Source organism: Streptomyces sp. NBC_01591, from assembly GCF_035918155.1.
Taxonomy (GTDB): Bacteria; Actinomycetota; Actinomycetes; order Streptomycetales; family Streptomycetaceae; genus Streptomyces.
In genome coordinates this window covers 6,592,723-6,616,672 of sequence record NZ_CP109327.1, presented here as the reverse complement: position 1 = coordinate 6,616,672, position 23,950 = coordinate 6,592,723, and the positions used below count along the sequence as shown (strand labels likewise).

Annotated in this window: 20 protein-coding genes; 4 read left to right on the top strand and 16 right to left on the bottom strand. The window is 69.9% G+C overall.

Going from position 1 to position 23,950, the window contains the following annotated elements; genetic code table 11:
- Positions 1–20: 20 nt before the first annotated feature.
- The 6 genes from OG978_RS30505 to OG978_RS30480 all read right to left on the bottom strand — a co-directional run bounded on the left by OG978_RS30505 (position 21) and on the right by OG978_RS30480 (position 9,432).
- A complete protein-coding gene (locus tag OG978_RS30505; RefSeq protein WP_326768268.1) occupies positions 21–1,916 on the bottom strand; it encodes an ATP-binding cassette domain-containing protein in 1,896 nt (631 codons plus the stop codon).
- A 112-nt stretch (positions 1,917–2,028) separates the two neighbouring features.
- Complete coding sequence (locus OG978_RS30500) at positions 2,029–2,793, bottom strand: NUDIX hydrolase (protein WP_326768267.1); 765 nt, start codon at positions 2,791–2,793, stop codon at positions 2,029–2,031.
- Between the two features lie 470 nt (positions 2,794–3,263).
- Positions 3,264–4,562 carry a DUF4192 domain-containing protein gene (locus OG978_RS30495; protein ID WP_326768266.1) on the bottom strand — a complete coding sequence of 433 codons (1,299 nt, stop codon included), beginning with the start codon at positions 4,560–4,562 and terminating at the stop codon, positions 3,264–3,266.
- A 176-nt stretch (positions 4,563–4,738) separates the two neighbouring features.
- Complete coding sequence (locus OG978_RS30490) at positions 4,739–5,374, bottom strand: hypothetical protein (RefSeq protein ID WP_326770218.1); 636 nt, start codon at positions 5,372–5,374, stop codon at positions 4,739–4,741.
- Positions 5,375–6,100: 726 nt separating this feature from the next.
- Complete coding sequence (locus OG978_RS30485; RefSeq protein WP_326768265.1) at positions 6,101–6,688, bottom strand: hypothetical protein; 588 nt, start codon at positions 6,686–6,688, stop codon at positions 6,101–6,103.
- A gap of 584 nt (positions 6,689–7,272) precedes the next feature.
- Positions 7,273–9,432, bottom strand: a complete 2,160-nt coding sequence (locus tag OG978_RS30480) for a RecQ family ATP-dependent DNA helicase (RefSeq protein ID WP_326768264.1) — start codon at positions 9,430–9,432, stop codon at positions 7,273–7,275.
- A 311-nt stretch (positions 9,433–9,743) separates the two neighbouring features.
- Here OG978_RS30480 and OG978_RS30475 point away from each other — a divergent pair, with 311 nt between their 5' ends.
- The gene (locus tag OG978_RS30475; protein ID WP_326768263.1) at positions 9,744–10,382 is read left to right on the top strand and encodes a hypothetical protein; all 639 of its coding nucleotides are present in this window, start codon (positions 9,744–9,746) and stop codon (positions 10,380–10,382) included.
- 66 nt (positions 10,383–10,448) lie between these two features.
- On the opposite strand, the gene OG978_RS30470 is transcribed toward OG978_RS30475, so the two are convergent.
- The 6 genes from OG978_RS30470 to OG978_RS30445 all read right to left on the bottom strand — a co-directional run bounded on the left by OG978_RS30470 (position 10,449) and on the right by OG978_RS30445 (position 17,220).
- Positions 10,449–11,063 (bottom strand): hypothetical protein, encoded by a 615-nt coding sequence (locus OG978_RS30470; protein ID WP_326768262.1) that lies wholly within the window; start codon positions 11,061–11,063, stop codon positions 10,449–10,451.
- A 60-nt stretch (positions 11,064–11,123) separates the two neighbouring features.
- On the bottom strand, positions 11,124–11,834 hold the full coding sequence (locus OG978_RS30465) for a ribonuclease HII (RefSeq protein ID WP_326768261.1): 711 nt from the start codon (positions 11,832–11,834) through the stop codon (positions 11,124–11,126).
- Positions 11,835–12,041: 207 nt separating this feature from the next.
- Entirely contained in the window at positions 12,042–13,772 is a 1,731-nt protein-coding gene (locus OG978_RS30460) for a DUF4153 domain-containing protein (RefSeq protein ID WP_326768260.1), read from the bottom strand.
- 222 nt (positions 13,773–13,994) lie between these two features.
- Positions 13,995–14,912 carry an ADP-ribosylglycohydrolase family protein gene (locus OG978_RS30455; protein ID WP_326768259.1) on the bottom strand — a complete coding sequence of 306 codons (918 nt, stop codon included), beginning with the start codon at positions 14,910–14,912 and terminating at the stop codon, positions 13,995–13,997.
- 12 nt (positions 14,913–14,924) lie between these two features.
- Positions 14,925–15,584 carry a histidine phosphatase family protein gene (locus OG978_RS30450; protein ID WP_326768258.1) on the bottom strand — a complete coding sequence of 220 codons (660 nt, stop codon included), beginning with the start codon at positions 15,582–15,584 and terminating at the stop codon, positions 14,925–14,927.
- 25 nt (positions 15,585–15,609) lie between these two features.
- Positions 15,610–17,220, bottom strand: coding sequence for an ABC-F family ATP-binding cassette domain-containing protein (locus tag OG978_RS30445; RefSeq protein WP_326768257.1), 1,611 nt, complete (start codon positions 17,218–17,220; stop codon positions 15,610–15,612).
- Between the two features lie 83 nt (positions 17,221–17,303).
- On the opposite strand from OG978_RS30445, the gene OG978_RS30440 reads away from it, so the two are divergent.
- On the top strand, positions 17,304–17,963 hold the full coding sequence (locus tag OG978_RS30440) for a TetR/AcrR family transcriptional regulator (protein ID WP_326768256.1): 660 nt from the start codon (positions 17,304–17,306) through the stop codon (positions 17,961–17,963).
- Between the two features lie 59 nt (positions 17,964–18,022).
- On the opposite strand, the gene OG978_RS30435 is transcribed toward OG978_RS30440, so the two are convergent.
- Positions 18,023–18,628, bottom strand: a complete 606-nt coding sequence (locus tag OG978_RS30435; protein ID WP_326768255.1) for a YdbC family protein — start codon at positions 18,626–18,628, stop codon at positions 18,023–18,025.
- An 89-nt stretch (positions 18,629–18,717) separates the two neighbouring features.
- Between OG978_RS30435 and OG978_RS30430 the strand changes: the two genes are divergently transcribed.
- Positions 18,718–19,674: a DUF1152 domain-containing protein gene (locus OG978_RS30430; RefSeq protein WP_326770217.1), complete on the top strand. Its 957-nt coding sequence runs from the start codon at positions 18,718–18,720 to the stop codon at positions 19,672–19,674.
- A 137-nt stretch (positions 19,675–19,811) separates the two neighbouring features.
- Positions 19,812–20,348: a TerD family protein gene (locus OG978_RS30425; RefSeq protein WP_326768254.1), complete on the top strand. Its 537-nt coding sequence runs from the start codon at positions 19,812–19,814 to the stop codon at positions 20,346–20,348.
- Between the two features lie 96 nt (positions 20,349–20,444).
- On the opposite strand, the gene OG978_RS30420 is transcribed toward OG978_RS30425, so the two are convergent.
- The 3 genes from OG978_RS30420 to OG978_RS30410 all read right to left on the bottom strand — a co-directional run bounded on the left by OG978_RS30420 (position 20,445) and on the right by OG978_RS30410 (position 23,880).
- Complete coding sequence (locus OG978_RS30420; protein WP_326768253.1) at positions 20,445–22,841, bottom strand: excinuclease ABC subunit UvrA; 2,397 nt, start codon at positions 22,839–22,841, stop codon at positions 20,445–20,447.
- Between the two features lie 174 nt (positions 22,842–23,015).
- A complete protein-coding gene (locus OG978_RS30415) occupies positions 23,016–23,426 on the bottom strand; it encodes a VOC family protein (RefSeq protein WP_326768252.1) in 411 nt (136 codons plus the stop codon).
- A 10-nt stretch (positions 23,427–23,436) separates the two neighbouring features.
- Positions 23,437–23,880 carry a helix-turn-helix transcriptional regulator gene (locus OG978_RS30410; protein WP_326768251.1) on the bottom strand — a complete coding sequence of 148 codons (444 nt, stop codon included), beginning with the start codon at positions 23,878–23,880 and terminating at the stop codon, positions 23,437–23,439.
- Positions 23,881–23,950 lie beyond the last annotated feature (70 nt).

The following is a 23,950-nucleotide window of genomic DNA, read 5'->3' as shown; positions in this document are numbered from 1 at the left end:
ATGGGGCATTTTTCAGGAGGTTATGAGGCCTGGCCCGATCCGGCGGCACTCTGGGACCGCCAACGGGCCCTGCCGTGAAGGCTGGTGAGCAGATAGGCGAAGACCAGGACCGACAGCGACAACGCCAGCGCGGCCCCCACCGGATGCGCCACGACGCCCATGGCGACGGCCACCCATCGGTCCGTCTCGTGCGGCCAGCGCGGCCACATCAGCTCGCGGAACCTGCCAGGAAGCCCGGTGACCGGACGGGATCCCGGCACCGTCAGCACCTTCTGGACAAGCGGCACAACAAGCACAGGAACGGCGAGTACCGCGGCGACACCCGCCGTCGCCACCCTGAAGACTCCAGCAGCCAGGAGGCCCGCCCAGGCGCAGCCCACGGTCAGCGCCACCCAACTCACGCCCAGCGAAATCGAATTCGGCGGGACATGGATCCAATCGTGGCCGTACACGAGGCGAAGGGTTTCGGCGGAGACCAGTACGACGGCCAGAGCAAGCACCACGGCGACGCCCGCGGACACCACCAGCTTGGCCAGAAGCAGCCCCAGGCGGCGGGGCACGGTGCCGCGGCCCGAAGCGAGCGCCGGGTAGCGGAATTCGTCACCGAACGAGAGGGCGCCGAGCAGTCCGGCCCCGACCGCCGCGGGCGGCAGAGGCAGCAACGACGGCCAGGCCGCCAGTACCTTCGGCAACGACGCATGGCCGGTACGGGCGAGGAGCACGGAGAACCCCACGGAGACGACCAGAACAGCGGCCATGATCAAGGTCGTTGTTCTGACGCCGAGCAGACGGCGCAACTCGTAGCGCAGCGGATGAAGCGGACCGCGGGCCGGGCGGCGCCGGATGGGAAGTGCCGGTTCCGTGCCCGACGCCTGCACGACCGGTCGCGGATCGCCTGGCCCTTCGCCGCTGCCGGGCGCTGCGAGATCCGCGGGATCCACGGAGTCTGTGCGATCTACGGGACCTTCGGGTCCCGTGGAGCCTGCTGGATCAGTGGCACCTGCGGGCTCCGCGGGGCTCATGCCACCCCTGGGCGCCGTGGGGCCGGCATCTCCGACCTCGTCGGCCAGTTGATGCACCGGAAGCCCGTGCCGGAACGCCGTGTCACCGATTTCCGCACAGGTGGAGCCGTACACGGCGAGGCGGCCGCCGGCTTCGGTGACCACCTCGACCGAGCGCCGGGCCGCTCGGGCCTCGCGGCTGACCACTGCCGCGAGGCGAGCCGCGTGCGGGGTCCGGACCGCGACCCGGGGGCGCAGACGAGTCCGGGAGAAGTCGCCGACATCCTGGTCGGCGACCAGGCGGCCGCCGTCGATGGTGACCACATGATCGGCGGCCCGCGCGGCCTCCTTGGGGTCCGCCGTGGTGTACAGAACGGTCCCGCCCCGGGCCGCATGGGCCTGCAACAGCCCGTGCAGCCAGCAGCCCTCGCGCGGAGCGAGGCCTTCTGCCGGATCATCGAGGACGAGCGTGTGCGGATCACCGAGCAGCGCGGAGGCGAGGGCGAGCCGTCGATCCATGCCGAGCGAGAGTGTGCCGATGCGCTGGCCCCCGAGCCCGGCGAGACCTACGAGCTCAAGCAGTTCATCCGCTCGCGTCGCAGGTACACCCGCGGCGGCGCAGAGCATCCGGAGCTGGCCGCGGGCGGTACGGACAGGGTGACCCGGTACGTCCCCGAGCAGCACGCCCACCTCACGCGCGGGGTGCGGGATCCGGTGCATCGGCCTGCCCCGGAAGTAGGTGACCCCCCGCCCCGGGTCGAGCTCGAGCATGAGGCGGAGGGCTGCGGTCTTGCCCGAGCCAGGGGCGCCCAGAAGCGCGGTGACGTGGCCGGGCCGGGTTTCGAAGGTGAGATCGTTCACTGCGGCCCGAAGACCGCGGCGGGGGGCACTGGTGAGTCCGATGGCCTGGAGCATCGCTTCTCTCGCGGAAGGTGAGACCGCTCGGCGGCAGGGCGGGTACCGCAGAAAGATAACGCGACATATCCGACTTTTCGTGCAGCACCAGTCCTGTGGGCGTTCCGCGAGGTCAGACTTCCGGCCTCAGCATCGGGGGGTTGAGCACCGTGGCCGCACCGGCCCGGAAGAGCTGGGCCGGGCGTCCGCCCTGGCGAGTGGTCGTCCCGCCGGTGGGCACCAGGAAGCCGGGGGTGCCGGTGACCTTGCGATGGAAGTTCCGCGGGTCGAGAACAACTCCCCACACCGCCTCGTACACCCGCCGGAGCTCGCCGACCGTAAACGCCGGAGGGCAGAAGGCGGTGGCCAGGGAGGAGTATTCGATCTTGGAGCGGGCGCGTTCGACTCCGTCGGCAAGGATCTGCGCATGGTCGAAGGCCAGCGGAGCCTGGTTTTCGCCCTCCTGGCCGAAGCCCCCCTCCGCCCCGAGCAGATCCTCGACAGTCGCCCATCGCGCGCTGTTCGCATCGCCACCTGCCCGTGGGGCCGGCAGATCGGGGGCCAGGGCGAGATGGGCGACGCTGACGACTCGCATCCGCGGGTCGCGACCGGGGTCACCGTAGGTAGCGAGCTGTTCGAGGTGGGCGCCGTTCCCGATCGCCGGGGCTGCCGGATCCTGGGCGCACAGGCCGGTCTCCTCGACGAGCTCGCGCGCTGCTGCGGCTCCGAGATCCTCATCGGCCTTGACGAACCCGCCGGGCAGCGCCCATCGCCCCTGGAATGGTGGCTCACCACGGCGTACCACCAGCGCGCAGAGCGCGTGGCGGCGCACCGTGAGCACAACCAGGTCGACGGTGACAGCGAAGGGCGGGAAGGTCGACGGGTCGTAGGGCGGCATGCGGTGATCATAGTCGTCTGCCTGACGATAAACACTCCCTTCGCGATGGTCTTCCAGGAGCTCTTTCGGGCCGGCAGGAGCCGCCCGAGAGCCGCATCGCCGACCCCGGACCGCTGTCGGACAGGGCCGATCGCCCACGGATCCGCCGCGGGCCGCCCCCGCGCCCTCGAGATCGCCGTCCCCGTGCACCACCGCGACTCCCCCGGAGCCGTCTCCCCCGCATGCGCATCCAACGCTCCGGACCTGGCGGTACGCGCACTGAATCGCAGTGCACACTCGCACGGGCACCGGCCTCGCCGGGCGGCCCCAGCAGCCCCGAAGCCGATGACGTACCCGGAGCGCTGGACGACCGCATCGCGTCCTGGCGCAGCACCAGGACATCTGTCACCACTCGGCGTCGTGGGGTTCCGGTCGGGGATCTCAGTGCTCGGCGGTGACGCGAGGTGTCGCGGAGCGACGGGACATGCGGGTCATCCGTCGCCACCGGATACACGCCGGCCGGGGGTGGCTTGTCCGGACCGACGCCGGGCGGCCCCTGATTCGGGACGGGCGGAGCCGGACGGGGTCTTCTTCCGGCGCGTAGCGGTCGGCCGCGCCGGGCGGGGCCGGGCACTCCGGTCCGTCCGGTGCCCGCGCCGCCCCGTTCGCGCACTGCGCTCCCCGCGCAGGCATCGGCGCAAGGTCTCCGGGTCGAGGCCCTGGTTGCACGCCTCATGAAGAAGTTGGGCAAAGGTGTACGCGGGATCCATCCGCAGGGCGAGGCCCAGAGCAACCCGCGCGCCCGGTTCGTCGCCCGTCGACCACGAGACCCATCCGGCCAGGGTCAGTGGCGCCGCGGCATGCTCCTCGTACGGTGCCACGCAACGACGGGACAGTGCGCGCCAGAGCCGCAACGCCGAATCGGCTTCTGGACCCTCCATCCATTCCGCGGCCCTGTCGCGGGTCTCCCGGTCTTGCAGACCGAGAATCACTGCGGCTGCCTCGTGATGACTGATCAGCCGGTCGTCGCTGATGTCCGAGGCGGAGGGCGCCGTCACCGGCGCCTCCCGGAGGCGTTTCATGAGCTGCCGGGCAAGGTCCAAGGTTTCTCGGGCCACATCCTTGCGTCCCACCTCGTCGAGGAGCCTGGGCATCAGTTCGGTGCCCGCCGAGTCGAGAGCGCGTTGCTGACCTGCCGCCGCCGAGTGCGTCAGGGGTGCGAGCCTCGCCTCCATCTCCCGCAACGTTCCGCGCACTTGAATGCCCGCGTACGCGGCAGCGGCCGCCATCACCGAAGTGCCAGGCATGGCCAGCTGGTTCCCCTCCATCGGGCAGCAGCGCTCGTCCGGGCAGCAGTATGACCAGTACCGGCCGTCAGAGATGCAGAGCGCTTCGAGCACCGGAACGTCCAGCGCGCCGCAGGCCGTACGCAGGCGCTGGGCAAGTGGCCGCAGCCGCTCCATGATCTGACTGCCGGACTCACCCTCGGCAGGATCCTGGCAGAGGAAGACGACGATCGCGTCAGGGCGTTCACCACGCCGCTCGCTCCCCTTGATCAAGCACTCGGCAAGCTGCTCGGCGACGGGCTCCCATTCTTGGGGCGACTGCGGGATGCCGAGCCTGAGCCGGCCGCCGAAGCGCCCCCTGCCGCCGTGCAGGGCGACCATGATCACGCTGTCGTTCGGGTGAAACCCCATGAGGTAGGGGAGAGCATCGGCGAGTTCGGCAGGTCCTCGCAGGGTGATCTGCTGCTCGTCGGCCGGACCGGTGGATTCGTTGTGCTGGTTCATGGCATGACCGTCCCGCGGGCGGCCGGATTCCGCGACCCCTGTGGATAACTTTTTCCACAGGGTCGCGGGGGCGTTCGCGATCTGTCCTAGCCATCGGGTTGCATGGGGGCATGACCAACACGGACCACGCAGAATTCATGGCCTCGGCCTATTCAGGACGCGGGCGTCGGGTCCTCTCACCGGGGCTCGGGGGCGAAGGACAGCATGCGGGCTTCGTGCGCCGCGTCGTCGCCGCTCACGCCCGACGGCGTGATGACGATCCGTTCGTTCGCGTAGGCCAGGTGTCCGGCGTGCATTCCGGACTCCGTGGCCCGAGCCGATGCGGGGTGTTTCAACACCTTCTTCTTCGTGTCCACGCCACCTGGGCCGAACCGGATGATCGCGCCCGGCCTTTTCCACGAGGCCGCCTCATGGACAAGCGCGGACGAGCCGCCCTCCGCGCGCAGGGGATGGAAGGTGCTGTCCCCTGACTTCACGCCCCAGACGAGTTTCCCGGTGCCGAGGTCGTAGGCACCGACCGTGTCGTTGCCCCCTAGACAGACGATGCCCTTGCCGACGACGGTGCCTGGGCAGTTCTGGATGTTCTCGCCCGATTCCCCGGCGTCGGCACAGTGCTTGAAGCCCTTCGGCCTGGCGTCGATGGTGGTGCGGAGCCTTCCGCCGGGCCCCAGGGCGACGACCCGCCAGTTGTCGGTGCGCTCCTCGAAGTGGAGGGTGGTGAAGACGACCGGGTCGACGGAGAGCACCTTGCCGGCCTTCCAGCCCGGCTGGGTCCGGAAGCGCCAGAGAACCTTGCCGGTGCGCGGGTCGATCTCCCGGCACTGGCCGCAGCCCTCATGCTCTGGACGATCGCGAGGGTGTCGCCACTGATCGCGCTGTTCACGGTGATCGTGTCGTCCATGGAGCCGGTCTCGGTGAGCTACTTGTGCCAGCCGGCCTTCCCGGTCCGGAGGTCGATCATCTGAAGCTGATTGCACCGGTTCCCGCTCCGGGCCCGGCTGTTCTTGTACACGAGGACGACCCTTGCCGTCCGGGGTCGGGTTGACCGGTGTCTCGCAGACAGGGGCGGGCAACGGCACGCTCCCCACCTCGGCACCGTCCGAGAGGCGGTTGGCTGTGACTTTCTTGTAGCAGTGGCCGACGCCCCGGAGGGGCGGGGTGCCTTCGCCGCCACGGGCGAGGCGGTCGCGCCCGGCCGGTCGCCGGTGACGGCGTACACCCCTCCACCTGCCACCAGGAGCAGTAGAACGACAACAGTGGCGATCAACGGCCCCTTGCCGAAGCGCCTGGGGCGGGTCGGCGGCTCCGACGGAGTGCCGCCCTCCGCGGCGTACGGATTGCCCGGAACCGGCTGCTGCGGGTGGGTGTGGCGTGCACCAGGGTTGTGGCGGGCGCGGCATCAGTTTCCCCCTCTTCTCGCCGGTCCGAACTCGACCGGTGGCTGGGGCGAGTCCATGCTGCGGCCGGTCATCAACGCCACGCTCACCGGTACGGTCCGCACCACAGTCCCACTCGGGAGCGTCACGGTCTTCCTCTCCTCACGTCGCACACGCCATGTCCACGCTCAAGATCAATGCTGGACTGCGATGCGTTCGCCGGACGGTTCGGCGACCACGATCTGGATGTGCGGCGGGGCGTACTTGCGCGCCTTGCCGACCATCTTCGCCAGATCGAACTTGGACCGCGGAACGGCGACGTGGATCGGTGCGGGCATGGCCGGATTTCTGCGACGGGACCATTGCGCCGGCCGACAAGGTCGCACCGGGACGCAGCCGCGCGCCGATCAGTGCCTGCTGGTCGTCCGGCGGTGTGGCCACGACGAACTGCGTGAAGTCGGTCCACGGCAGCAGCACATTACCGAACCGGGCGCCGGCTGCGTCGAACTGGAACGCTGTGCGTCGCTTCTCGTACCAGGAGATGATGAAGGGGATCGCCGCGACGATGACTGCACCGCCCTTCATGTCGAGTGCCCAGCCGAGCAGTACGGCAAGTGCCACAACGCCCACGATCAACCCCCACAGGCCTGCCTGGTCCTGGGCGGAGAACGGGTGGGCGTCCCGGTAGCGTTCCCATCGCCCACTGCGGCGGGTGGGCTGTGCGCCGGGCGCGCGATTGACCTGCGACATAGCAATATGTCCTCTCTCGGTGACGTGGTGGCTGATTCTGCAGGCCGCATGGTGGTGATCACGCTTCCCTGCGGCAGGCTGCGCAAGTCTGGGGCCGTGCCTGAATGGCGTCCGGCTCCTCGAAGGGATCGGAGCCTTCTCCGGAACTGCTGATGCGGCCCGGATCCAGTCCGTACTTACCAGGGAATCGAGACCCCGCACCCTGATGGCACGGGCGCCGACCACGGGGGAACCGGCCGCATGCCGCCCCGCGCCGAAGCAGCCTTCCGGCGCCTCGCCCACGCGAACAGCCGTCGCCGTCCCTGCCCCGCCGGTGCCCTCCGCCTGTTCGGTCTCACTTCTATGACAGCTCTCTCCGTGCGGTTCGTCGGCACCCGACGCGCTCGGCAGACTCTGACGCGCCGTGCTGCAATGCCGATGAAATCCTGCTGAAGCAGGGAACTTGAGAGGCTGTGCGGGTGCTCACCGGGCTCTGCCGGGCTACGTCCAGGCGCCGCACAAGGGCGCTGAACGCAGCCGGCTCCGGGGCGGCCCGGTCGGTGAATCACGGCAAGCAGGCCACCGCGGCACGAGCATGAACGTGCTCAGCCTGCCGCAGCGAGGACCAGTGGAAGAACCTGGTCGCTGCCTGCCTGCCTGAGCAGACGGGCGGCGACGGCGAGGGTCCAGCCGGAATCGGTGCAGTCGTCCACGAGCAGGACGGGGCCGGGAGTGCGGGCCAGGGCTTCGGTCAGTTCCTCGGGGACGGCGAAGGTGCCGGAGAGCGCCCTGAGGCGTTGGGCGGAGTTGCTGCGGCGTGCCGTGTGCGCACGGCTCGGACCGGTGTACGTCAGGGTGCCGAGGAAGGGGAGGCGGCCGATGGTCGCGATTCCCTGGGCGAGGGAGCCGACCAGTTGCGGGCGGGTCAGGGACGGTACGGCGACGACTCCTACCGGCCGGGCAGTGGCGTCGGAGACATTCGGCGCCCAGCCGCCCGAAGAGCGCGCCCAGTCGGCGAGGACCGCCACCGCGGCCTGCAGGACATCGTCCGGGACGGGCCCATCGGGTGCGTTCTCGGCCAGCAGCGGGCGCAGTCGGTTGCCCCAGCCGATGTCCGAGAGCCGCCCCAGGGCACGCCCGGTGGAGCACTGCTCCTTGGCCGGGATACGGCCCTTGAGGTCGATGCCCAGTGCGGGCATCCCCGTCGGCCACATCCGGCGCGGCTCGACCTCCACCCCCGGGCGATCCAGTTCCTTCGTCGCACCCGTCAGAGCATCCGCCGAAACGGCTGAATCGGCCCAGGACCCCGCGCAGTTGTCGCAACGGCCGCACGGGGTCGCCCCCTCGTCGTCCAGCTGTTGGCGCAGGAACTCCATCCGGCACTGGGACGTGCTCGCGTAATCGCGCATGGCCTGCTGTTCGGCCGCCCGCTGCCGCGCCACCCAGGCGTAGCGCTCGGCCTCGTACACCCATTCGGCCCCCGTGGCCGTCCAGCCGCCCTTCACCCGCTTGACCGCGCCGTCGACATCCAGCACCTTCAGCATCGACTCCAAACGGGTGCGCCGAAGATCCACCGCAGCCTCCAGGGCGGGCACGGACAACGGCCGTCCCGCATCTGCGAGGGCCGAGAGGGTCTGTCGGACCTGCGCCTCGGGCGGAAAGGCGGTGTCGGCGAAGTAGCGCCAGATGGCCTCGTCCTCCTTGCCCGGCAGCAGCAGCACATCGGCGTGGGCCACCCCGCGCCCCGCACGCCCCACCTGCTGGTAGTAGGCGATCGGCGAGGACGGCGAGCCGAGATGGACCACGAAGCCCAGGTCCGGCTTGTCGAAGCCCATGCCCAGGGCCGAAGTCGCGACCAGTGCCTTGACCCGGTTCTCCTGCAGGTCGACCTCGGCCTGCAGCCGGTCGGCGTTCTCCGTTCTTCCGGTGTACGAGGCGACGCGGAAGCCGCGCTGACGCAGAAAGGCGGTGGCCTCCTCGGCTGCGGCGACGGTGAGGGCGTAGATGATCCCGGAACCCGGCAGCTCGTCCAGGTGCTCGGCGAGCCAGGCCAGACGGTGCGCGGCGTCCGGCAGCCGGACCACACCCAGCCGCAGGCTTTCCCGCTCCAGCGGGCCGCGCAGCACCAGGGCCTCGCCCGCGCCGGTGCCCAGCTGATCGGCCACATCCGCGGTGACCCGCGCGTTCGCGGTCGCGGTGGTGGCCAGTACCGGCACGCCGGGAGCGAGCTCGGCGAGCATCGCCCGCAACCGGCGGTAGTCAGGCCGGAAGTCATGCCCCCAGTCGGAAATACAGTGCGCCTCGTCCACCACCAGCAGACCGGTGGTGGCCGCGAGCTTGGGCAGCACCTGATCGCGAAAATCCACGGAATTGAGACGTTCCGGACTTACCAGGAGGACATCGGTGTCGCCGCGCTCGACCTCCTCGTAGATGGTGTCCCACTCCTCCGGATTGGCAGAGTTGATGGTGCGCGCCCGGATACCGGCCCGCGCCGCAGACTCGACCTGGTTACGCATCAGCGCCAGCAGCGGCGAGACGATCACCGTGGGCCCGGAGCCACGACGGCGCAGCAGAGCGGTGGCGACGAAGTACACCGCGGACTTCCCCCAGCCCGTGCGCTGCACCACCAGGGCACGTCGGCGCTCCTCCACCAGAGCCGCCACCGCCTGCCACTGGTCCTCCCGCAGCCGCGCCGAACCCCCCGGGTCACCGACGAGCTCGGCAAGGATGGCATCGGCTTCGGCGCGGAGCTCCAGGTTGTCCATGCCTCCATGCAACCCGATGGCACTGACAATCGGCGAATCCACCCCATGTGACACCCGGAGGTGTTTCCGCTGGTCCTCGCCGTTCAGGCGGGACGGGAGGAGTCATCCGGGCACGGCATGGGCAGGGATATCAGAGTCATTCCGGCTGATTACCGTCACCTGTGCCAATTGCTCGTTGCCGCCTGCCGATACGCCAGGAAGAATTGGACTCGCTCCCCGCACAGTCCCTTTCGCGGCCTGGAAGGGCTGTGCCACGGTGCGCCCTCACTCGACCCTGCCCGCACCATGGGCGCGTATGCGAAGGGAGGATCGTGACCTTCGGATTCGCTCCGTCCGCAGCCACTTCGATGTCGGCGTCCTCGGCATCCGCCGACTCCGCCAACCGTCTTGCCAGGATGCTCGAACCGGCCGAGTGGGCCGAAGCGGGCATACCGTTGCTGCGCAGCCCCCGCGAGGTTGTCAGCGGCCTGCACGCCCGGCACAGGCCGACCCCGGCGACCGCTGTGGTCGCCGTACTGGACCATGAGGAACGCCTCACGGCCAGCGCTTCCTTCGCCCGCCGCTCCATAGCCGCGGACGGCTGGGAGTTCCGCAACGCGTTGCTCGCGCATCTGCGCCGGGTCGTCCCGCACGATCTTCGCCGCCGCACACCGGTCCGTACCGCAGTGCTTCTCTACTGCCGTGAGGGCGACGAGCGTTGGACGGAGGAGGACGGGGCGTGGATGTGGGGCCTGCGGGATGCCTGCACCCTGCACGGCCTGCGGTGCGGCGCGTACATCACGCTGACCCACGGCGGCTGGCAGGTGCTCGGCGAGGGACGTGGCGGGCGCCGTCCCAACTCCACGTCGCAGCCGTCCGCTCTCGCCGACACCTCGCTCGGGCAGGATCCGGCTCCGCTGCGCACCGGCGGCGGTGCGGCACAGGCGCTGCGGCGCACCGCGGCCCGCTGACCCGTGGCCGCCGGCCCGGCCGCCCTGTCGGGCAGCCGGGCCGCACGGTCATGTATGCCCTGCGGATCAGACTCCGGCACCGAGCAATGCGTTGATCCGCTGCGGGTCCCCGCACACGATCAGCAGTGCTCCGGCGCGTTCGCGCGCCCCGGTCAGCGCTTCGGCGACGACATCACCGCCGTTGACGGCGACGATCACCACGGGACGGGTCCTCACCCGGTCCGCGGCTGCGGCACCGGCGAAGAAGACATCGTCGCCGGCCTCGTGCTGCGCCCAGTAGGCGGCCTCGCCGAAGGAGAGTTCGTGCGCGGCCCACGGGTGCTGCTCACCGGTGGTGAGCACCAGGATGTCGCCCGGTGCGCGGCCGGAGTCGAGCAGCAGATCCACTGCTTCGTCGGCGGAGTCGAGTGCGCCGGCCGCCGAGGCGGGGATCAACTGGATCTGCGGTGCGGAACGATTCTCCGGCCGGTCCGTCCTGGGACGGTCGGAGGTGGGGTGCGGGCGCGGCGCCGGGGGCGCGGGCCTCGCGGGGCCGGGCCCGGGACGACCGGGACGCGGCGTGGCCGCTGAACGCGGACCGGGTACAGGACGGGGGGTCGACGCGGTGCGGCCTGCGGCCGGAGTGACGCGGGGACCCTGGGCGCTCTCGTGAATCTGAGGCTCCTCGGGGATGAGAGGCATGGGTGGTTGTCTATCAAACGCCGGCACATGGGGCGTCGGCGGGTGGGTACATGTGCGCGATCAGAAGTCGAAGCCGAGCTGGCCCCCGCTTTCCAGTGCAGCCGCCTCGGCGGAGATGCGGACCTTCTTCAGGTGCTGCCACCTGGGCAGCGCGTCGAGATAGGACCACGAAAGACGGTGGTGGGGTGTCGGTCCCCACTCCTCCAGCGCGGCCCTGTGCACGGGCGACGGGTAACCGGCATTGGCCCCGAAGGCGAAATCGGCGTACTCGCCGGAATCCGCGCCCAGTTCGGCCATCATCGTGTCCCGCTGGACCTTCGCGATCACCGATGCAGCCGCGACCGCGATACAGGACTGGTCGCCCTTGATCACGGTGCGGACCTGCCAGGGCTGTCCCAGGTAGTCGTGCTTGCCATCGAGAATCACCGCGTCCGGGCGCACCGGCAGGACTTCGAGGGCGCGTACGGCGGCGAGGCGCAGCGCAGCCGTCATCCCGAGCTCGTCGATCTCCTGCGGAGAGGCGTCGCCGAGACCGAACGCGGTGACCCAGCGCTCCAGCAACGGTGCCAGCTCCGCGCGACGTCTGGGGCTGATCAGTTTGGAGTCGGTGAGTCCGGCGGGAGGTCTGCGGAGGCCGGTGACGGCCGCGCACACTGTGACCGGTCCCGCCCACGCTCCGCGTCCGACCTCATCGACACCGGCGACGGTCTTGGCACCAGTGGTTGCGCGCAGTGAGCGCTCGACGGTGTGCGTGGGTGGTTCGTACGGCATGGCGCCTGTCAGCGTACGCCGATGGGGCGGCCGACAACACCCCGGGGCGCCCGTCGGCCGCCCCGGACTCGCAACAGGGCGCGGAAAGGATCGCGGCGCGGCCGTGGACGCCGGTATTCCGGATGACGGGGCGCCCTGGAAGGGGGTGTGCCGACGTCGGTGGGCGTGCCGGTGCGGGGCCCCCCGCACGCAGACGGCTCGGCCCGGTCAGTACGGGTCGTACGGATCGCTTTCGTCACCGTCGCGTTCGCTGCCTCCGATGCCCGTACGCGATCCGGCGCAGGACCGCGTCGGATCGGCCGGACTCCGCTTCCGCAGAATGTCCCGCGCCCGTGCCTCGCCCCAGCTGGTGGCGTACCAGGGAGCGTCGTCGGAGCGCAGCGACCGTTCGATGTCCATGAGGGCGCAGGAGCGCAGCGGTTCGGGCAGCGTGTCCAGGGCAGGTACGGCGTCGGCCGAGAGGTCCCGGAGGTAATCGACGTCGATCGAGTGATCGTTGCGGTACCGCTGGACGTTCTGCTCCGCGATCAGCCCGTCGGGCGAGATCAGTCCGAACCCGAGGACGGCGACGGCCGCGCTCGCAGCCACGGCACGCGGCAGCAGGCGGGCACCGAACACCCCGGCGGCCATGATCAGGACGAGCACGACTCCCAGCCAGAGCTCCACTGCGGCCACGGATATCCGCAGCCGTGTCAGACCGTACGCGTCGACGTAGAGGTCCATCCGCCTCAGTGCGGATGCCACGACGACCAGGGTAAGCAGGCACAGCACGCCGAGCACGGAACGGACGAGGGTGCGGTCGCTCCCCCGTCCGCGAGGGGCCCAGCGCAGGGCCAGCGCGATCACCAGCAGCGTGAGCACTGTGGCCCAGAGAAGCTGCCAGAAACCCTGCCGGGCGTACGCGGAATAGCTGAGATCGGTCTCGGCCATCACCTTGTCGTATCCACCGAGCAGCACGGTGAGCTGGACGGCGATGAAGACGGCGAACAGCATGTTCAGCAGGATGAGCGGCAGGGCCCACTCCAGTCGCCCGCGTGCCTTCCCCTGACGGACGGTGATGCCGTCCCAGCGGATCGGAGCGGCTGCGGCGTACGCGGCGGCGAGCGCGCCGACCAGGCCGATCAGGAAGAGGAGGAACCGCCACGGGCTGCCGCTGAGCGATACATCGGGCATCAGATCGCCGAGCACGTCGGCGAAGGCGGCATCGGCGCTGGCGAACAGCGCCCCGAACACGACGAGCAGGACGACCGCCACCGCGACGCTGCGCAGAACGACCCCCAACCGGCCACGGGAGCCCGTCATCCGGGCGCGCACGCCGCGTCCGCCCCAGGCCAGACCGCCGGCGATGGAGCTGAACAGGCCCAGCGAGCCCAGAAACACGCCGAGCCAGCTGCGGCTGCCGTGCAGGGCGAGTGAGCCCAGCGCGACAGCCGACACGACGGCCAGGAAGACGGGCCAGCCGGCGTCCCGAAGGGCCGGGACGGCGAGGAGCGCCAGTCCGCCGACCGCCCAGAAGGCCGTCCACGGGCGGAGGCGGCGACCGGCCGTCCGCGCGGCGAAGAAGGCCCCGAGCGTTGCGGGGACCGCGACGATCAGCGCGTTCAGGCCGAGACCGTCGCCCAGCAGCAGGGCGCTCAGCATCGCCGTGACGATGGCGGAGCAGAGAGTCGCGCCGCGGATGGCGGCGGGCGCCGCCGGGCGCAGGGTCGACAGCGCAGATGGCTGGGGGCTGCTCTGCCGCCAGGGGTTGGGCGGATGCGGTTGCCCACCCCATTGCGCGTATCCCGGCACTTTCGGCGGCTCGGGAGCGGTACCGCGGGGCTCCGGCAGCGGAGCCTTCGACAACGAGGTCTGCTCGGACGTTCCGGCCTGCCCCGACGGCCCGGACAGCTCGGGGGCGTCTTCCGGCCGGGGTGTTTCTGACATGTGATCGGACATGGGACCCCTCCCCTACCGAGGTCCGCGCACACCGCCCGCAGGGCAGTGGCTGGGACACCCCGGCGTCTCATTTTCGGCGCACGCCCGTCTGGATGATCATCAACGGCGGCGTGGCCGAAAGAGTAGCTTCCCCTCGCTGTTCCGGGCCGTGCGTGAAGGAGATGTGGCAGTACCGTGACAGTACGGGCGGCCCGGGCCGCCCGTACTGTGCCCGTCGGCGGCTCAGGCGCGGCCGCCGCGCTGCGGGAGCCAGCCCGGCAGCTCCTCCGTACGTGCCGTCCAGTCGGCCGGTGGCGCGCCTGCCTTGCCCACTGCGACGATCCCGCCGACGATCGCACAGGTCGTGTCGACGTCCCCGCCCGCTTGGGCGGTCACCCAGAATGCCTGCTCGAAATCGCCGAGGCTCCGCGCCGCCGACCAGAGGGCGAACGGAACGGTGTCGTGTGCGCTGGTACGCCGGCCGTTACCGAGGACCGCCGCGACCGTCCCGGCGTCGTCGTAGTCGAGCATGTCGCGTGCCCGTCGCAGTCCGGCGCCGACGGCGCTGCGCGGCACGAGCGCGATGACGCCGTCGAGCAACTCTGCCGGGGTGGGCGGCCCGGTCGTGGCCGCCGCCAGTGAGGCGGCCGCCGCGACGGCCATCGCGCCCACGACCGCCTCGCGGTGCTGGTGTGTGGTGTACGAGGAGATCTCGGCCTGATGTGTGGCCTGCTCCGGATCGTCCGCGTACCAGGCGCCGAGCGGCGCGATGCGCATCGCCGAGCCGTTGCCCCAGGAGCCCTGGCCCTGGAACAGCGCGGACGCCAGCTCCCGCCAGTCACCGCCTTCCCGGACCAGCCTGAGCATCCGGTTCACGGCGGGGCCGTAGCCCCGGTCGAAGTCATGGTGGTCGGCGAAGGAATGAGCTAGCGCGTCCTGGTCGATCCGCCCGTGCTCCCCCAGCACGGCCAGCACCGAGCACGCCATCTCGGTGTCGTCCGTCCACTGCCAGGAGCCGGGTGGAAGTTCACGCCGCTTCAGCAGCGGATAGTTGGCGGGCACGAAGAACTGGGAGCCCAGCGCGTCTCCCACGGAGAGCCCGCGCAGGCTGGACAGGGCGCGTTCGAAACATTGGCCGGAAGCAGAGTCAGCGGTTGTCATCGCCCTTCCACTCTATCCGGTGATGCCGTACGGCTCAGGGGTACGCCAGCGCTCGAACGGCCGGTCAAGGGTGTAGCGCCCATTCCCTCCGAGTATCAGCGTCCGGGTCTCCCCATTGCCCGGGTTGGACAGCGACTCGAATTCGGCAACCGACCAGTGGAACCAGCGCATGCAGAACAAACGCATGGTCAGCCCGTGCGTGACCAGCAGAACGTTCTGCGGATGGTCGGGCGCCTCGAAGCTCCGGTGCAGGCTCTCCAGAAAGGCCCCGACCCTGTCGTACACATCGGCCCCGGACTCCCCTTGCGCGAAGCGGTAGAAGAAGTGGCCGTACGCGTCCCGGTACGCCTTCTGCAGGCGCACGTCGTCACGGTCCTGCCAGTTCCCCCAGTCCTGCTCCCGCAACCGCGGCTCCTCCCGTACCCGCACGTTCTCGAGGTCCAGGCCGAGGGACCTGAATGTCTCGTGGGTACGGCGGTAGGGCGAGACGTACACGCTGACCCGCTCGCCGTCGAACATCTCGCGCAGCCGCACGCCCGTCTCCCTGGCCTGTCTCAGCCCTGTCGCGGTGAGCCTCAGCGCATGGTCCGGCTCGCGCTCGTACACCGTGTCGTCGGCGTTGCCCTCGGACTCCCCGTGCCGGACGAGGACAATGCGTTGCGGTCGTGCCATGTACCGACCCTAGATCGGCTTCGGCTCATTCGAGCAATTGTCCGGACTCCATCCGACGGATGTCGCCGGTGAAGCGGCGGTGCAGCAGCCGGTCGTGCGAGACCACGACCAGCGCGCCCTGCCAGTGGGCCAGCGCTTCCTCCAGTTCCTGTACGAGTCCGAGTGCCAGGTGATTCGCCGGTTCGTCGAGCAGCAGCAGATCTGCGGGCCGGGCCAGGAGACGGGCGAGGGCGAGCCGTCTGCGCTGTCCCGCCGAAAGCGATCCGACCGGCACCCGGAGGTCCCGGGAACGGAACAGCCCGTACGAGAGCAGCAGTTCCGCCTGTTCGTCGTCGGTGAGCGGCAGTCCTCGGCCGAATTCCGTGAGCACGGACTCCGTCGGGCGGTGCTCCGGTATCTCCTGGGCGAGGTAGCCGATCCCGCCCCGCCGGACCACGCGGCCCGCGTCCGGTTCGAGCACGCCCGCCATGACTCGGAGCAGAGTGGACTTCCCTGCCCCGTTGCCGCCGTGGATCAGCAGTCTGCCGGCTGCCGCCACGGAGAGCCGGTCTACTGCGAGCCGGTCGCCGACCCGTATGCCGGTCAGGGACACCAGCTCTCCCTCGGTCGCGCCGGCCGTGGGCAGAGCGGCGAAGCGCAGGGGGTCCGGCGGCCTGGGGACGGGATGTGCCCTCAGCCGCTCCAGTCGCTTGCGAGCGTTGCGGACCCGGCCGGACACGGAGGCCTGGACGCGGCCCGCAGCCCGGTCGTACGCCATTTTGTTGTTGTCCTTGATGGCGCGGCCGATCGCGACGCCATGGGCGGTGGTCGCCGTGTACTCCTCCAGTTGCGCGGTTTCCTCGCACCACTGGGCGTGGGACTGCTCCCAGCGCTGCCGTGCGGCGCTCTGCTCGGCCCGGAATCCCGCGTAGCCACCGCCGTAGCGCACGACCGTCCGCCGGTCTGCGTCGACCTCCAGCACAGCGGTGGCGACCTGCTCCAGGAAGATCCGGTCGTGGGACACGGCGATCACCGTGCCGGGATGGGACCGCAGGGCGCTCTCCAGCCAGTCGAGCGCGGTTCCGTCCAGGTGGTTGGTGGGTTCGTCGAGCAGCATGACCTCGGGGCTTGCCGCGATCAGGCAGGCAAGACCCAGTCTTGCCTGCTCGCCGCCGGAGAGACTGCCGAGCTTCCTGGCCGGTCCTGTGTGCGCGAGGCCGAGGCCGTGCATCGCCTTGTCGACGCGTGCGTCCGCCTCGTATCCCCCGCGCAGCTCGAACGCGGTGAGCAGGTCCCCGTAGGCGGCGAGCGCGGCACCGTCGGCCGCGCCGAGATCCGCTTCGGCCTCCCGCAACTTCCGTTCCATCGCTCGTAGTTCCGCCAGCGCGTCGTCGATCGCGTCCTGGACCGTACTGTCGGGCGGCAGCCGCGGTGTCTGGGCAAGCAGGCCCGTGCCGCGGTCGGCGACCGTGAACACACTCCCGGAATCGGGCTGTTCGAGCCCCGCGAGGAGCCGGAGCAAGGTCGTCTTCCCCGCGCCGTTCTCCCCCACGAGGCCGATCCGCTCGCCCGGGCGCACGGTCAGCGAGACATCGTCGAGCAACAGCCTGTCACCGCGGGACATGGTCACGCCGCGCAGGGAGATCTGTGTGGGCAAGAGCGCCTCCGATTTAACGCAATCAATGTCGCATTAAGACGAGTGTGGCACACTGGAACTCGCTAACGCAACAGGAGTAGCAATTGACTGGGCAGAGAACCGCACCGGAGACCGACCTGCCGACACCCCCGCTCGCCCCCGGCACCCGTCGCCCGGGCGGCAGAACGGCCCGCACCCGAGCGGCGGTCCGTGATGCCGTCCTCAACGGCCTGGTGGAGCACGGCTATCCGGCTCTCACCGTCGAATACGTCGCGGAGCATTCCGGCATCCACAAGACCACTCTCTACCGCCGCTGGGGAAACCTCGAAGGGCTCCTCGTGGACGCCCTGGACCTGGCCGGAGAGGACACCTGGACACCGCCCGACACCGGAAGCCTGGAAGGCGATCTGCGCGCGCTGGCGCACACGACGGCCTCCTCCTTCGAGGACCCCGCCGCAGCTGCCGCACCGACCGCTTTCATCGCGGCGGCCTTCCAGTCCGAACGGGCCGCGGAGGCGCTGAACGCCTTCTACGCAAAGCGGTTCGACCGCTGCGAGGCCATCGTCGCGCGCGCCGTCTCCCGGAACGAACTGGACCGGCACACGGACGCGGGAGCCCTCATCAGGGCCGTGGTCTCGCCCCTGTTCCTCAGACTGTTCATCACCCGCGAACCCGTGGACGGGACGCTGGCCGACCAGTCCGCCGACGCGGCGCTGGCAGCCGCCCGCGCCGGGGTCTTCAACACCCCGACCGAATCCGCCTGATCGGATACCCGGAGCGCCCCCGGCTCATCGTCCCGGCCGCACCCGTCCGGCCGGGCCGGTCACACCGTCCACGACGGCTCCAGCTGCACGACGTCCCCCGCCAGCTCCGCCACGTCGTCCTCGGTCTGCGCCCGCTGCGTCAGCCGGTCGATGCTCCCCGCCCGATACTTGCCGCGTTCGGCGCTCGACTGCCACATGGACAACACGAGAAACTCGTGCCCCGGCGCCTCCCCGAACACCCCTCGCAGCATGCCGGGCGATCCGGCCATCGCCGGATTCCACACCCGCTCCTGCATCAACGCGAAGTGCTCCACCCGGTCCTCGCGCACCTTGCTGTGCGCCACCCGGACCACATCCGCGTCGGTGAAGCGCGGCTCGAAGCCCGTCTTCACATCGAAGCGGTGCTCGAACAGCTTGACCTGGATACCGCTGTACGTACCGGACTGCGCGGCAGCCAGGCCGTCGTGCGCGCGCGCCATGAACGAGTCGTAGAAGACGCGGTTCTCCCAGAAGGCGAAGACGTGCGCCACGTCCGGACGCCCTCGGCTCCACCCGCCGCCCTGCCCCCTGAATCCGGGCTCACCCGGCAGCTCCGCCCACTTCCGCTGCCCCCGCTCAAAACCTCGACGGTCCACCACGGTGCAACGAATCCACTTGACCAGCACCGCGCCATCGTACGGTGCCGGGCGTGTCACGGGTCACGCTCCGATGGAGTACACCCGAAGCGACCGCCATGAATCGCAGAATGATCTGCATGGTCTCGCTGCACACCAACCCCCTGTTCGCCCGGCTCGAATCCGCGGAATGTGTCCTCGTCGCAGGCGCCGGCGGCGGCTTCGACATCTACGCGGGACTCCCCGTCGCGCTCTCCCTGTTCCACCAGGGCAAGCACGTACAGCTCGCCAATCTGTCGTTCAGCGCACTCGAAGGACTGCCTCTCGATTCCTGGCTCGCCCCGGACGTCGCCGCCATCGGCCCCGAAACGGCCCTCCACCAGGCGTACTTCCCGGAACGCACGCTCGCCCAGTGGCTCGATCTGCACGGCTACCCGAACACGGTCCACGCCTTCTCCCGGGTGGGCGTACAACCGCTGCGCGCCGCCTACCGGGCGTTGATCGAGAAGTACGACATCGACGCGGTCATCCTGGTCGACGGCGGTACGGACATCCTGATGCGCGGCGACGAGTCCGGCCTCGGCACCCCGGAGGAGGACCTGACCAGCGTGGCCGCGCTCGCCTCGATCGACGTACCCGAACGCCTCGTTGTGTCCATCGGCTTCGGCATCGACGCGTACCACGGGGTGAGCCACGGCCTCGTACTGGAGAACATCGCCGCACTCGAACGCGACGGTTCCTGCCTCGGTGCGTTCTCCGTATCCCGTACGACACGTGAAGGCGCGCTCTTCGTCGATGCCGTGGCGCACGCCCAGCACCACACGCCCGACCACCCCAGCATCGTGAACGGGTCGATCGCCGCTGCCGTCCAAGGGGCCTTCGGGGACGTCCGGTTCACCTCGCGCACCCGTGGCAGCGAGCTGTTCATCAACCCTCTGATGACGATCTGCTTCGCCTTCGAACTCGACGGAGTGGCCCGCAACTGTCTCTATCTCGACCGCATCGAGGACACCCACCTGATCCGTCAGGTCAGCAGCGCCATCGAGAACTTCCGGGACGAGGTCCGGCAGCGGCCGCCGCGCCGCATACCGCACTGAACCGAACGAACCGAACGAACCGATGGCCCGATTCCATCGCCCGAAACCAACCCGGTTGGATCCACGCTCGGTTACGGACATGATCGGGTGACGTGAACGGCCCGACGGCCCAGCGGCAAGCCAGGGAGGCAAGTCCGATGAGCACGCCCAACAAGGACATCGACAAGGTCGAAGTCAGACTCAAATGGGATCCCAGCCCTCAGGGCGCACCGGCCCACGACCTCGACATCATCGCGGCGACCTACCTCGCCGAAGCACCGTACGGCAGCCCCGCGTACCTCGTGCACTTCGACAGCCGCTCGCCGGACGGCACCATCACCCTCAACCGCGACAGCAGGACCGGCCAGGGCTTCGGCTTCGACGAGGTGATGACGCTGGAACTGAACCGGTTGTCGACCGCGTACACCCGGGTCGTCGTCGGGGTCGCCATCCAGCAGCGCGACGGCCGCAGCACATTCGCCGAGATAGCGAACACCGGTGTTCAGGTCCGGGAGGGCTACACGAACCTGGCGGAGGACGACTTCTCCGCGGTCGGCGCGGCCACCGCGGCCACCGTGGCCGAATTCGTCCGGGGCGCCTCCGGGGCCTGGGAGTTCCACGGTACGGTCCGGGGCTTCGACGGCGACCCCGACTCGTTCGCCGGAACGATGGGAAGCCGTACACCCGGCATGTGACACGTCGCAGTACGCGGTCCCGTCCGAGCGCTGCGGGAGCACGGCCTCCTCGGGCCTCGCGCGGTCGTGTCGCAACGTCCGCGCGAGGCCCCTCGGTCAGGAGCCGACGTAGGCCGCGAGGTGCTCGCCGGTGAGGGTGGAGCGGGCGGCGACGAGGTCGGCGGGTGTGCCCTCGAAGACGATCCGGCCGCCGTCGTGACCGGCACCGGGGCCCAGGTCGATGACCCAGTCGGCGTGCGCCATGACCGCCTGGTGGTGCTCGACGACGATCACCGACTTGCCGGAGTCGACGAGCCGGTCGAGCAGGCCGAGCAGTTGCTCGACGTCGGCGAGGTGGAGGCCGGTGGTCGGCTCGTCGAGGACGTACACACCGCCCTTCTCGGCCATGTGGGTCGCCAGCTTGAGCCGCTGACGCTCGCCGCCGGACAGCGTGGTCAGCGGCTGGCCGAGGCTGAGGTAGCCGAGGCCGACATCGACGAGCCGCTCCAGAATCTTGTGCGCGGCCGGTGTGCGCGCCTCGCCGGCGCCGAAGAACTCCTCGGCCTCGGTCACCGACATGGCGAGCACCTCGCTGATGTCCCGGCCGCCGAAGTGGTAGTCGAGCACCGACGCCTCGAACCGCTTCCCCTCGCACTCCTCGCAGGTGGTGGAGACGCCCGCCATCATCGCCAGATCGGTGTAGATGACACCGGCACCGTTGCAAGTCGGACAGGCGCCCTCGGAGTTGGAGCTGAACAGCGCCGGCTTCACGCCGTTGGCCTTCGCGAACGCCTTGCGGATCGGGTCGAGCAGCCCGGTGTACGTCGCCGGGTTGCTTCGCCGCGACCCGCGGATGGCGCCCTGGTCGACCGACACCACCTCCGCGCCCGCGGGGATCGACCCGTGCACGAGAGAGCTCTTGCCGGAGCCCGCGACACCGGTGATGACGGTCAGCACCCCGAGCGGGATGTCGACGTCGACGCCCTGCAGGTTGTGTGCCCTGGCGCCGCGAACCTCCAGCGCCCCGGTGGCCTTGCGTACCGTGTCCTTCACGGCCGCCCGGTCGTCGAGATGGCGGCCGGTGACGGTGTCGCCGGCCCGCAACCCCTCGACGGTGCCCTCGAAGCAGACGGCGCCCCCCGCCGTACCCGCGCCGGGTCCGAGGTCGACGACATGGTCGGCGATCGCGATCGTCTGCGGCTTGTGCTCCACGACGAGCACCGTGTTGCCCTTGTCCCGCAGCCGCAGCAGCAGGCCGTTCATCCGCTGGATGTCATGGGGGTGCAGGCCGATGGTGGGCTCGTCGAAGACATAGGTGACGTCGGTGAGCGAGGAGCCGAGGTGGCGGATCATCTTGACGCGCTGTGCCTCGCCGCCCGACAGCGTGCCCGACGGCCGGTCGAGCGAGAGGTAGCCGAGACCGATCTCCACGAACGAGTCGAGGGTCCGTTGCAGCGCGGCGAGCAGCGGGGCCACCGACGGATCGTCCAGGCCGCGCACCCACTCGGCCAGGTCGTTGATCTGCATTGCGCAGGCGTCGGCGATGCTCATCTTCTTGATCTTCGACGACCGGGCTTCTTCGCTGAGTCGGCTGCCTTCGCACTCGGGGCAGGTGGTGAAGGTGACCGCCCGCTCCACGAACTCCCGGATGTGCGGCTGCAGCGCCTCCTTGTCCTTGGACAGGAACGACTTCTGGATCTTGGGGATCAGCCCCTCGTAGGTGAGGTTGACCCCCTCGACCTTCACCTTGGTCGGCTCCCGGTAGAGGAAGTCCTGCATCTCCTTCTTGGTGAACCTGCGGATCGGCTTGTCCGGGTCGAGGAGGCCGGACTCCGCGTAGACCCGCACGGTCCAGAAGCTGTCCGACTTCCAGCCGGGGATGGTGAACGCGCCCTCGGAGAGCGACTTGGAGTCGTCGTAGAGCTGGGTGAGGTCGATGTCCGAGACCGTGCCCCGGCCTTCGCAGCGCGTACACATGCCGCCGGTGCGGGTGAAGGTCCGCTTGACGGTCTTGGTCTTGTCGGCACCGCGGTCGACCTTGAACGCGCCGCTCGCCTGGACCGAGGCGACGTTGAAGGAGAACGCCTGGGGCGATCCGATGTACGGCTTGCCCAGCCGGCTGAAGAGGATGCGCAGCATCGCGTTGGCGTCGGTGGCGGTGCCGACCGTGGAGCGGGGGTCGGCGCCGAGACGCTGCTGGTCGACGGTGATCACGGTGGTCAGGCCGTCGAGCACGTCGACCTCGGGGCGCGCGAGAGTCGGCATGAAGCCCTGCACGAAGGCGCTGTACGTCTCGTTGATCAGCCGCTGCGACTCGGCGGCGATGGTGCCGAACACCAGCGAGCTCTTGCCCGAACCGGAGACGCCGGTGAACACCGTCAGCCGGCGCTTCGGGATCTCGATGCTGACGTCCTTGAGGTTGTTCACGCGCGCGCCGTGCACGCGGATCAGATCGTGGCTGTCGGCAGCGTGCAGCGCAGGCGACTGCGGGTCCGTCCTCTTGGCCATGCTCATCGTGTCTCCATCTGTCTGGCGGAGCCGTCGTCGCGGTCTCCGTCTGCGTCGCCTGGCTCGATGTCACCGACTTCGAGCGGTACGTCTGGTTCTGCTTCGTCGGCGGGCCCGGCCGAGGCGGCGTCACCTTCGCGGTTCCGTCCGTGCAGGTCGTGGCCGCGGTCGCCGGATGGTTCAGCGCAGCTCGTTGATGCGGATGAGATTGCCCGCGGGGTCGCGAAGGGCGCAGTCGCGGATCCCGTACGGCTGCTCGGTCGGCTCCTGGACGACCTCGGCGCCGCCGGCCTGCAGCCGGTCGAAGGTGCCGTCGAGGTCGGTGGTGGCCAGGGTGATGATGGCGTAGGTGCCCTTGGCCATCATCTCGGTGATGGTACGCCGCTCGTCCTCGGTGACACCGGGGTCGGCGGCAGGCGGATGCAGGACGATGGACGTGCCGGGCTGGCCGACGGGGCCGACCGTGATCCAGCGCATCCCGCCGAACCCGACGTCGTTGCGGATCTCGAAGCCCAGGATGTCGCGGTAGAAGGCCAGCGAGGCGTCCGGGTCCTCGTGCGGAAGGAAGCTCGCGTGAATCGTGATGTCCATGAACGTCAAGCTAATCGCGGCCCGGTGACCGCGCTTCTCGATTCCTGATCGGTCTGGTGACCTGCTTCGCCACACACGACGGCAACCCCGCGGTCGCCCGCGCGGCCTCGCGTCGGTAGGCGCTGGGCGACATGCCCACCAGCTCGGTGAAGCGCGTACTGAAGGTGCCCAGCGACGAGCAACCGACCGTGAAACAGACCTCCGTGACGCTGAGATCGCCACGCCGCAACAGCGCCATCGCCCGCTCGATGCGCCGCGTCATCAGGTAACCGTACGGAGACTCGCCGTACGCCAGCCGGAACGCGCGGCTCAGGTGCCCCGCCGACATGTGCACGCCACGGGCAAGCGCCTCGACATCCAGCGGCTGCGCGAACTCCCGGTCCATCCGGTCACGGACACGGCGCAATCGCGCAAGGTCGCGCAGGCGCTGCGCCTCATCGGGTCTGCTGGTCACCTGCGAGATCGTGCCACACCGCGAGGGCCGTCGCGCGCCGGTCCGGGACCGCACGGCCGAGGAGGGCGCC

Coding starts and splice junctions, on each gene's coding strand:
- OG978_RS30470 (WP_326768262.1), bottom strand. CDS start 11,063: ATGCCTCTCATCCCCGAGGAGCCTCAGATTCACGAGAGCGCCCAGGGT.
- OG978_RS30495 (WP_326768266.1), bottom strand. CDS start 4,562: ATGAACCAGCACAACGAATCCACCGGTCCGGCCGACGAGCAGCAGATC.
- OG978_RS30430 (WP_326770217.1), top strand. CDS start 18,718: ATGGTCTCGCTGCACACCAACCCCCTGTTCGCCCGGCTCGAATCCGCG.
- OG978_RS30465 (WP_326768261.1), bottom strand. CDS start 11,834: ATGCCGTACGAACCACCCACGCACACCGTCGAGCGCTCACTGCGCGCA.
- OG978_RS30505 (WP_326768268.1), bottom strand. CDS start 1,916: ATGCTCCAGGCCATCGGACTCACCAGTGCCCCCCGCCGCGGTCTTCGG.
- OG978_RS30460 (WP_326768260.1), bottom strand. CDS start 13,772: ATGTCCGATCACATGTCAGAAACACCCCGGCCGGAAGACGCCCCCGAG.
- OG978_RS30425 (WP_326768254.1), top strand. CDS start 19,812: ATGAGCACGCCCAACAAGGACATCGACAAGGTCGAAGTCAGACTCAAA.
- OG978_RS30485 (WP_326768265.1), bottom strand. CDS start 6,688: ATGTCGCAGGTCAATCGCGCGCCCGGCGCACAGCCCACCCGCCGCAGT.
- OG978_RS30450 (WP_326768258.1), bottom strand. CDS start 15,584: ATGGCACGACCGCAACGCATTGTCCTCGTCCGGCACGGGGAGTCCGAG.
- OG978_RS30415 (WP_326768252.1), bottom strand. CDS start 23,426: ATGGACATCACGATTCACGCGAGCTTCCTTCCGCACGAGGACCCGGAC.
- OG978_RS30455 (WP_326768259.1), bottom strand. CDS start 14,912: ATGACAACCGCTGACTCTGCTTCCGGCCAATGTTTCGAACGCGCCCTG.
- OG978_RS30480 (WP_326768264.1), bottom strand. CDS start 9,432: ATGGACAACCTGGAGCTCCGCGCCGAAGCCGATGCCATCCTTGCCGAG.
- OG978_RS30420 (WP_326768253.1), bottom strand. CDS start 22,841: ATGAGCATGGCCAAGAGGACGGACCCGCAGTCGCCTGCGCTGCACGCT.
- OG978_RS30500 (WP_326768267.1), bottom strand. CDS start 2,793: ATGCCGCCCTACGACCCGTCGACCTTCCCGCCCTTCGCTGTCACCGTC.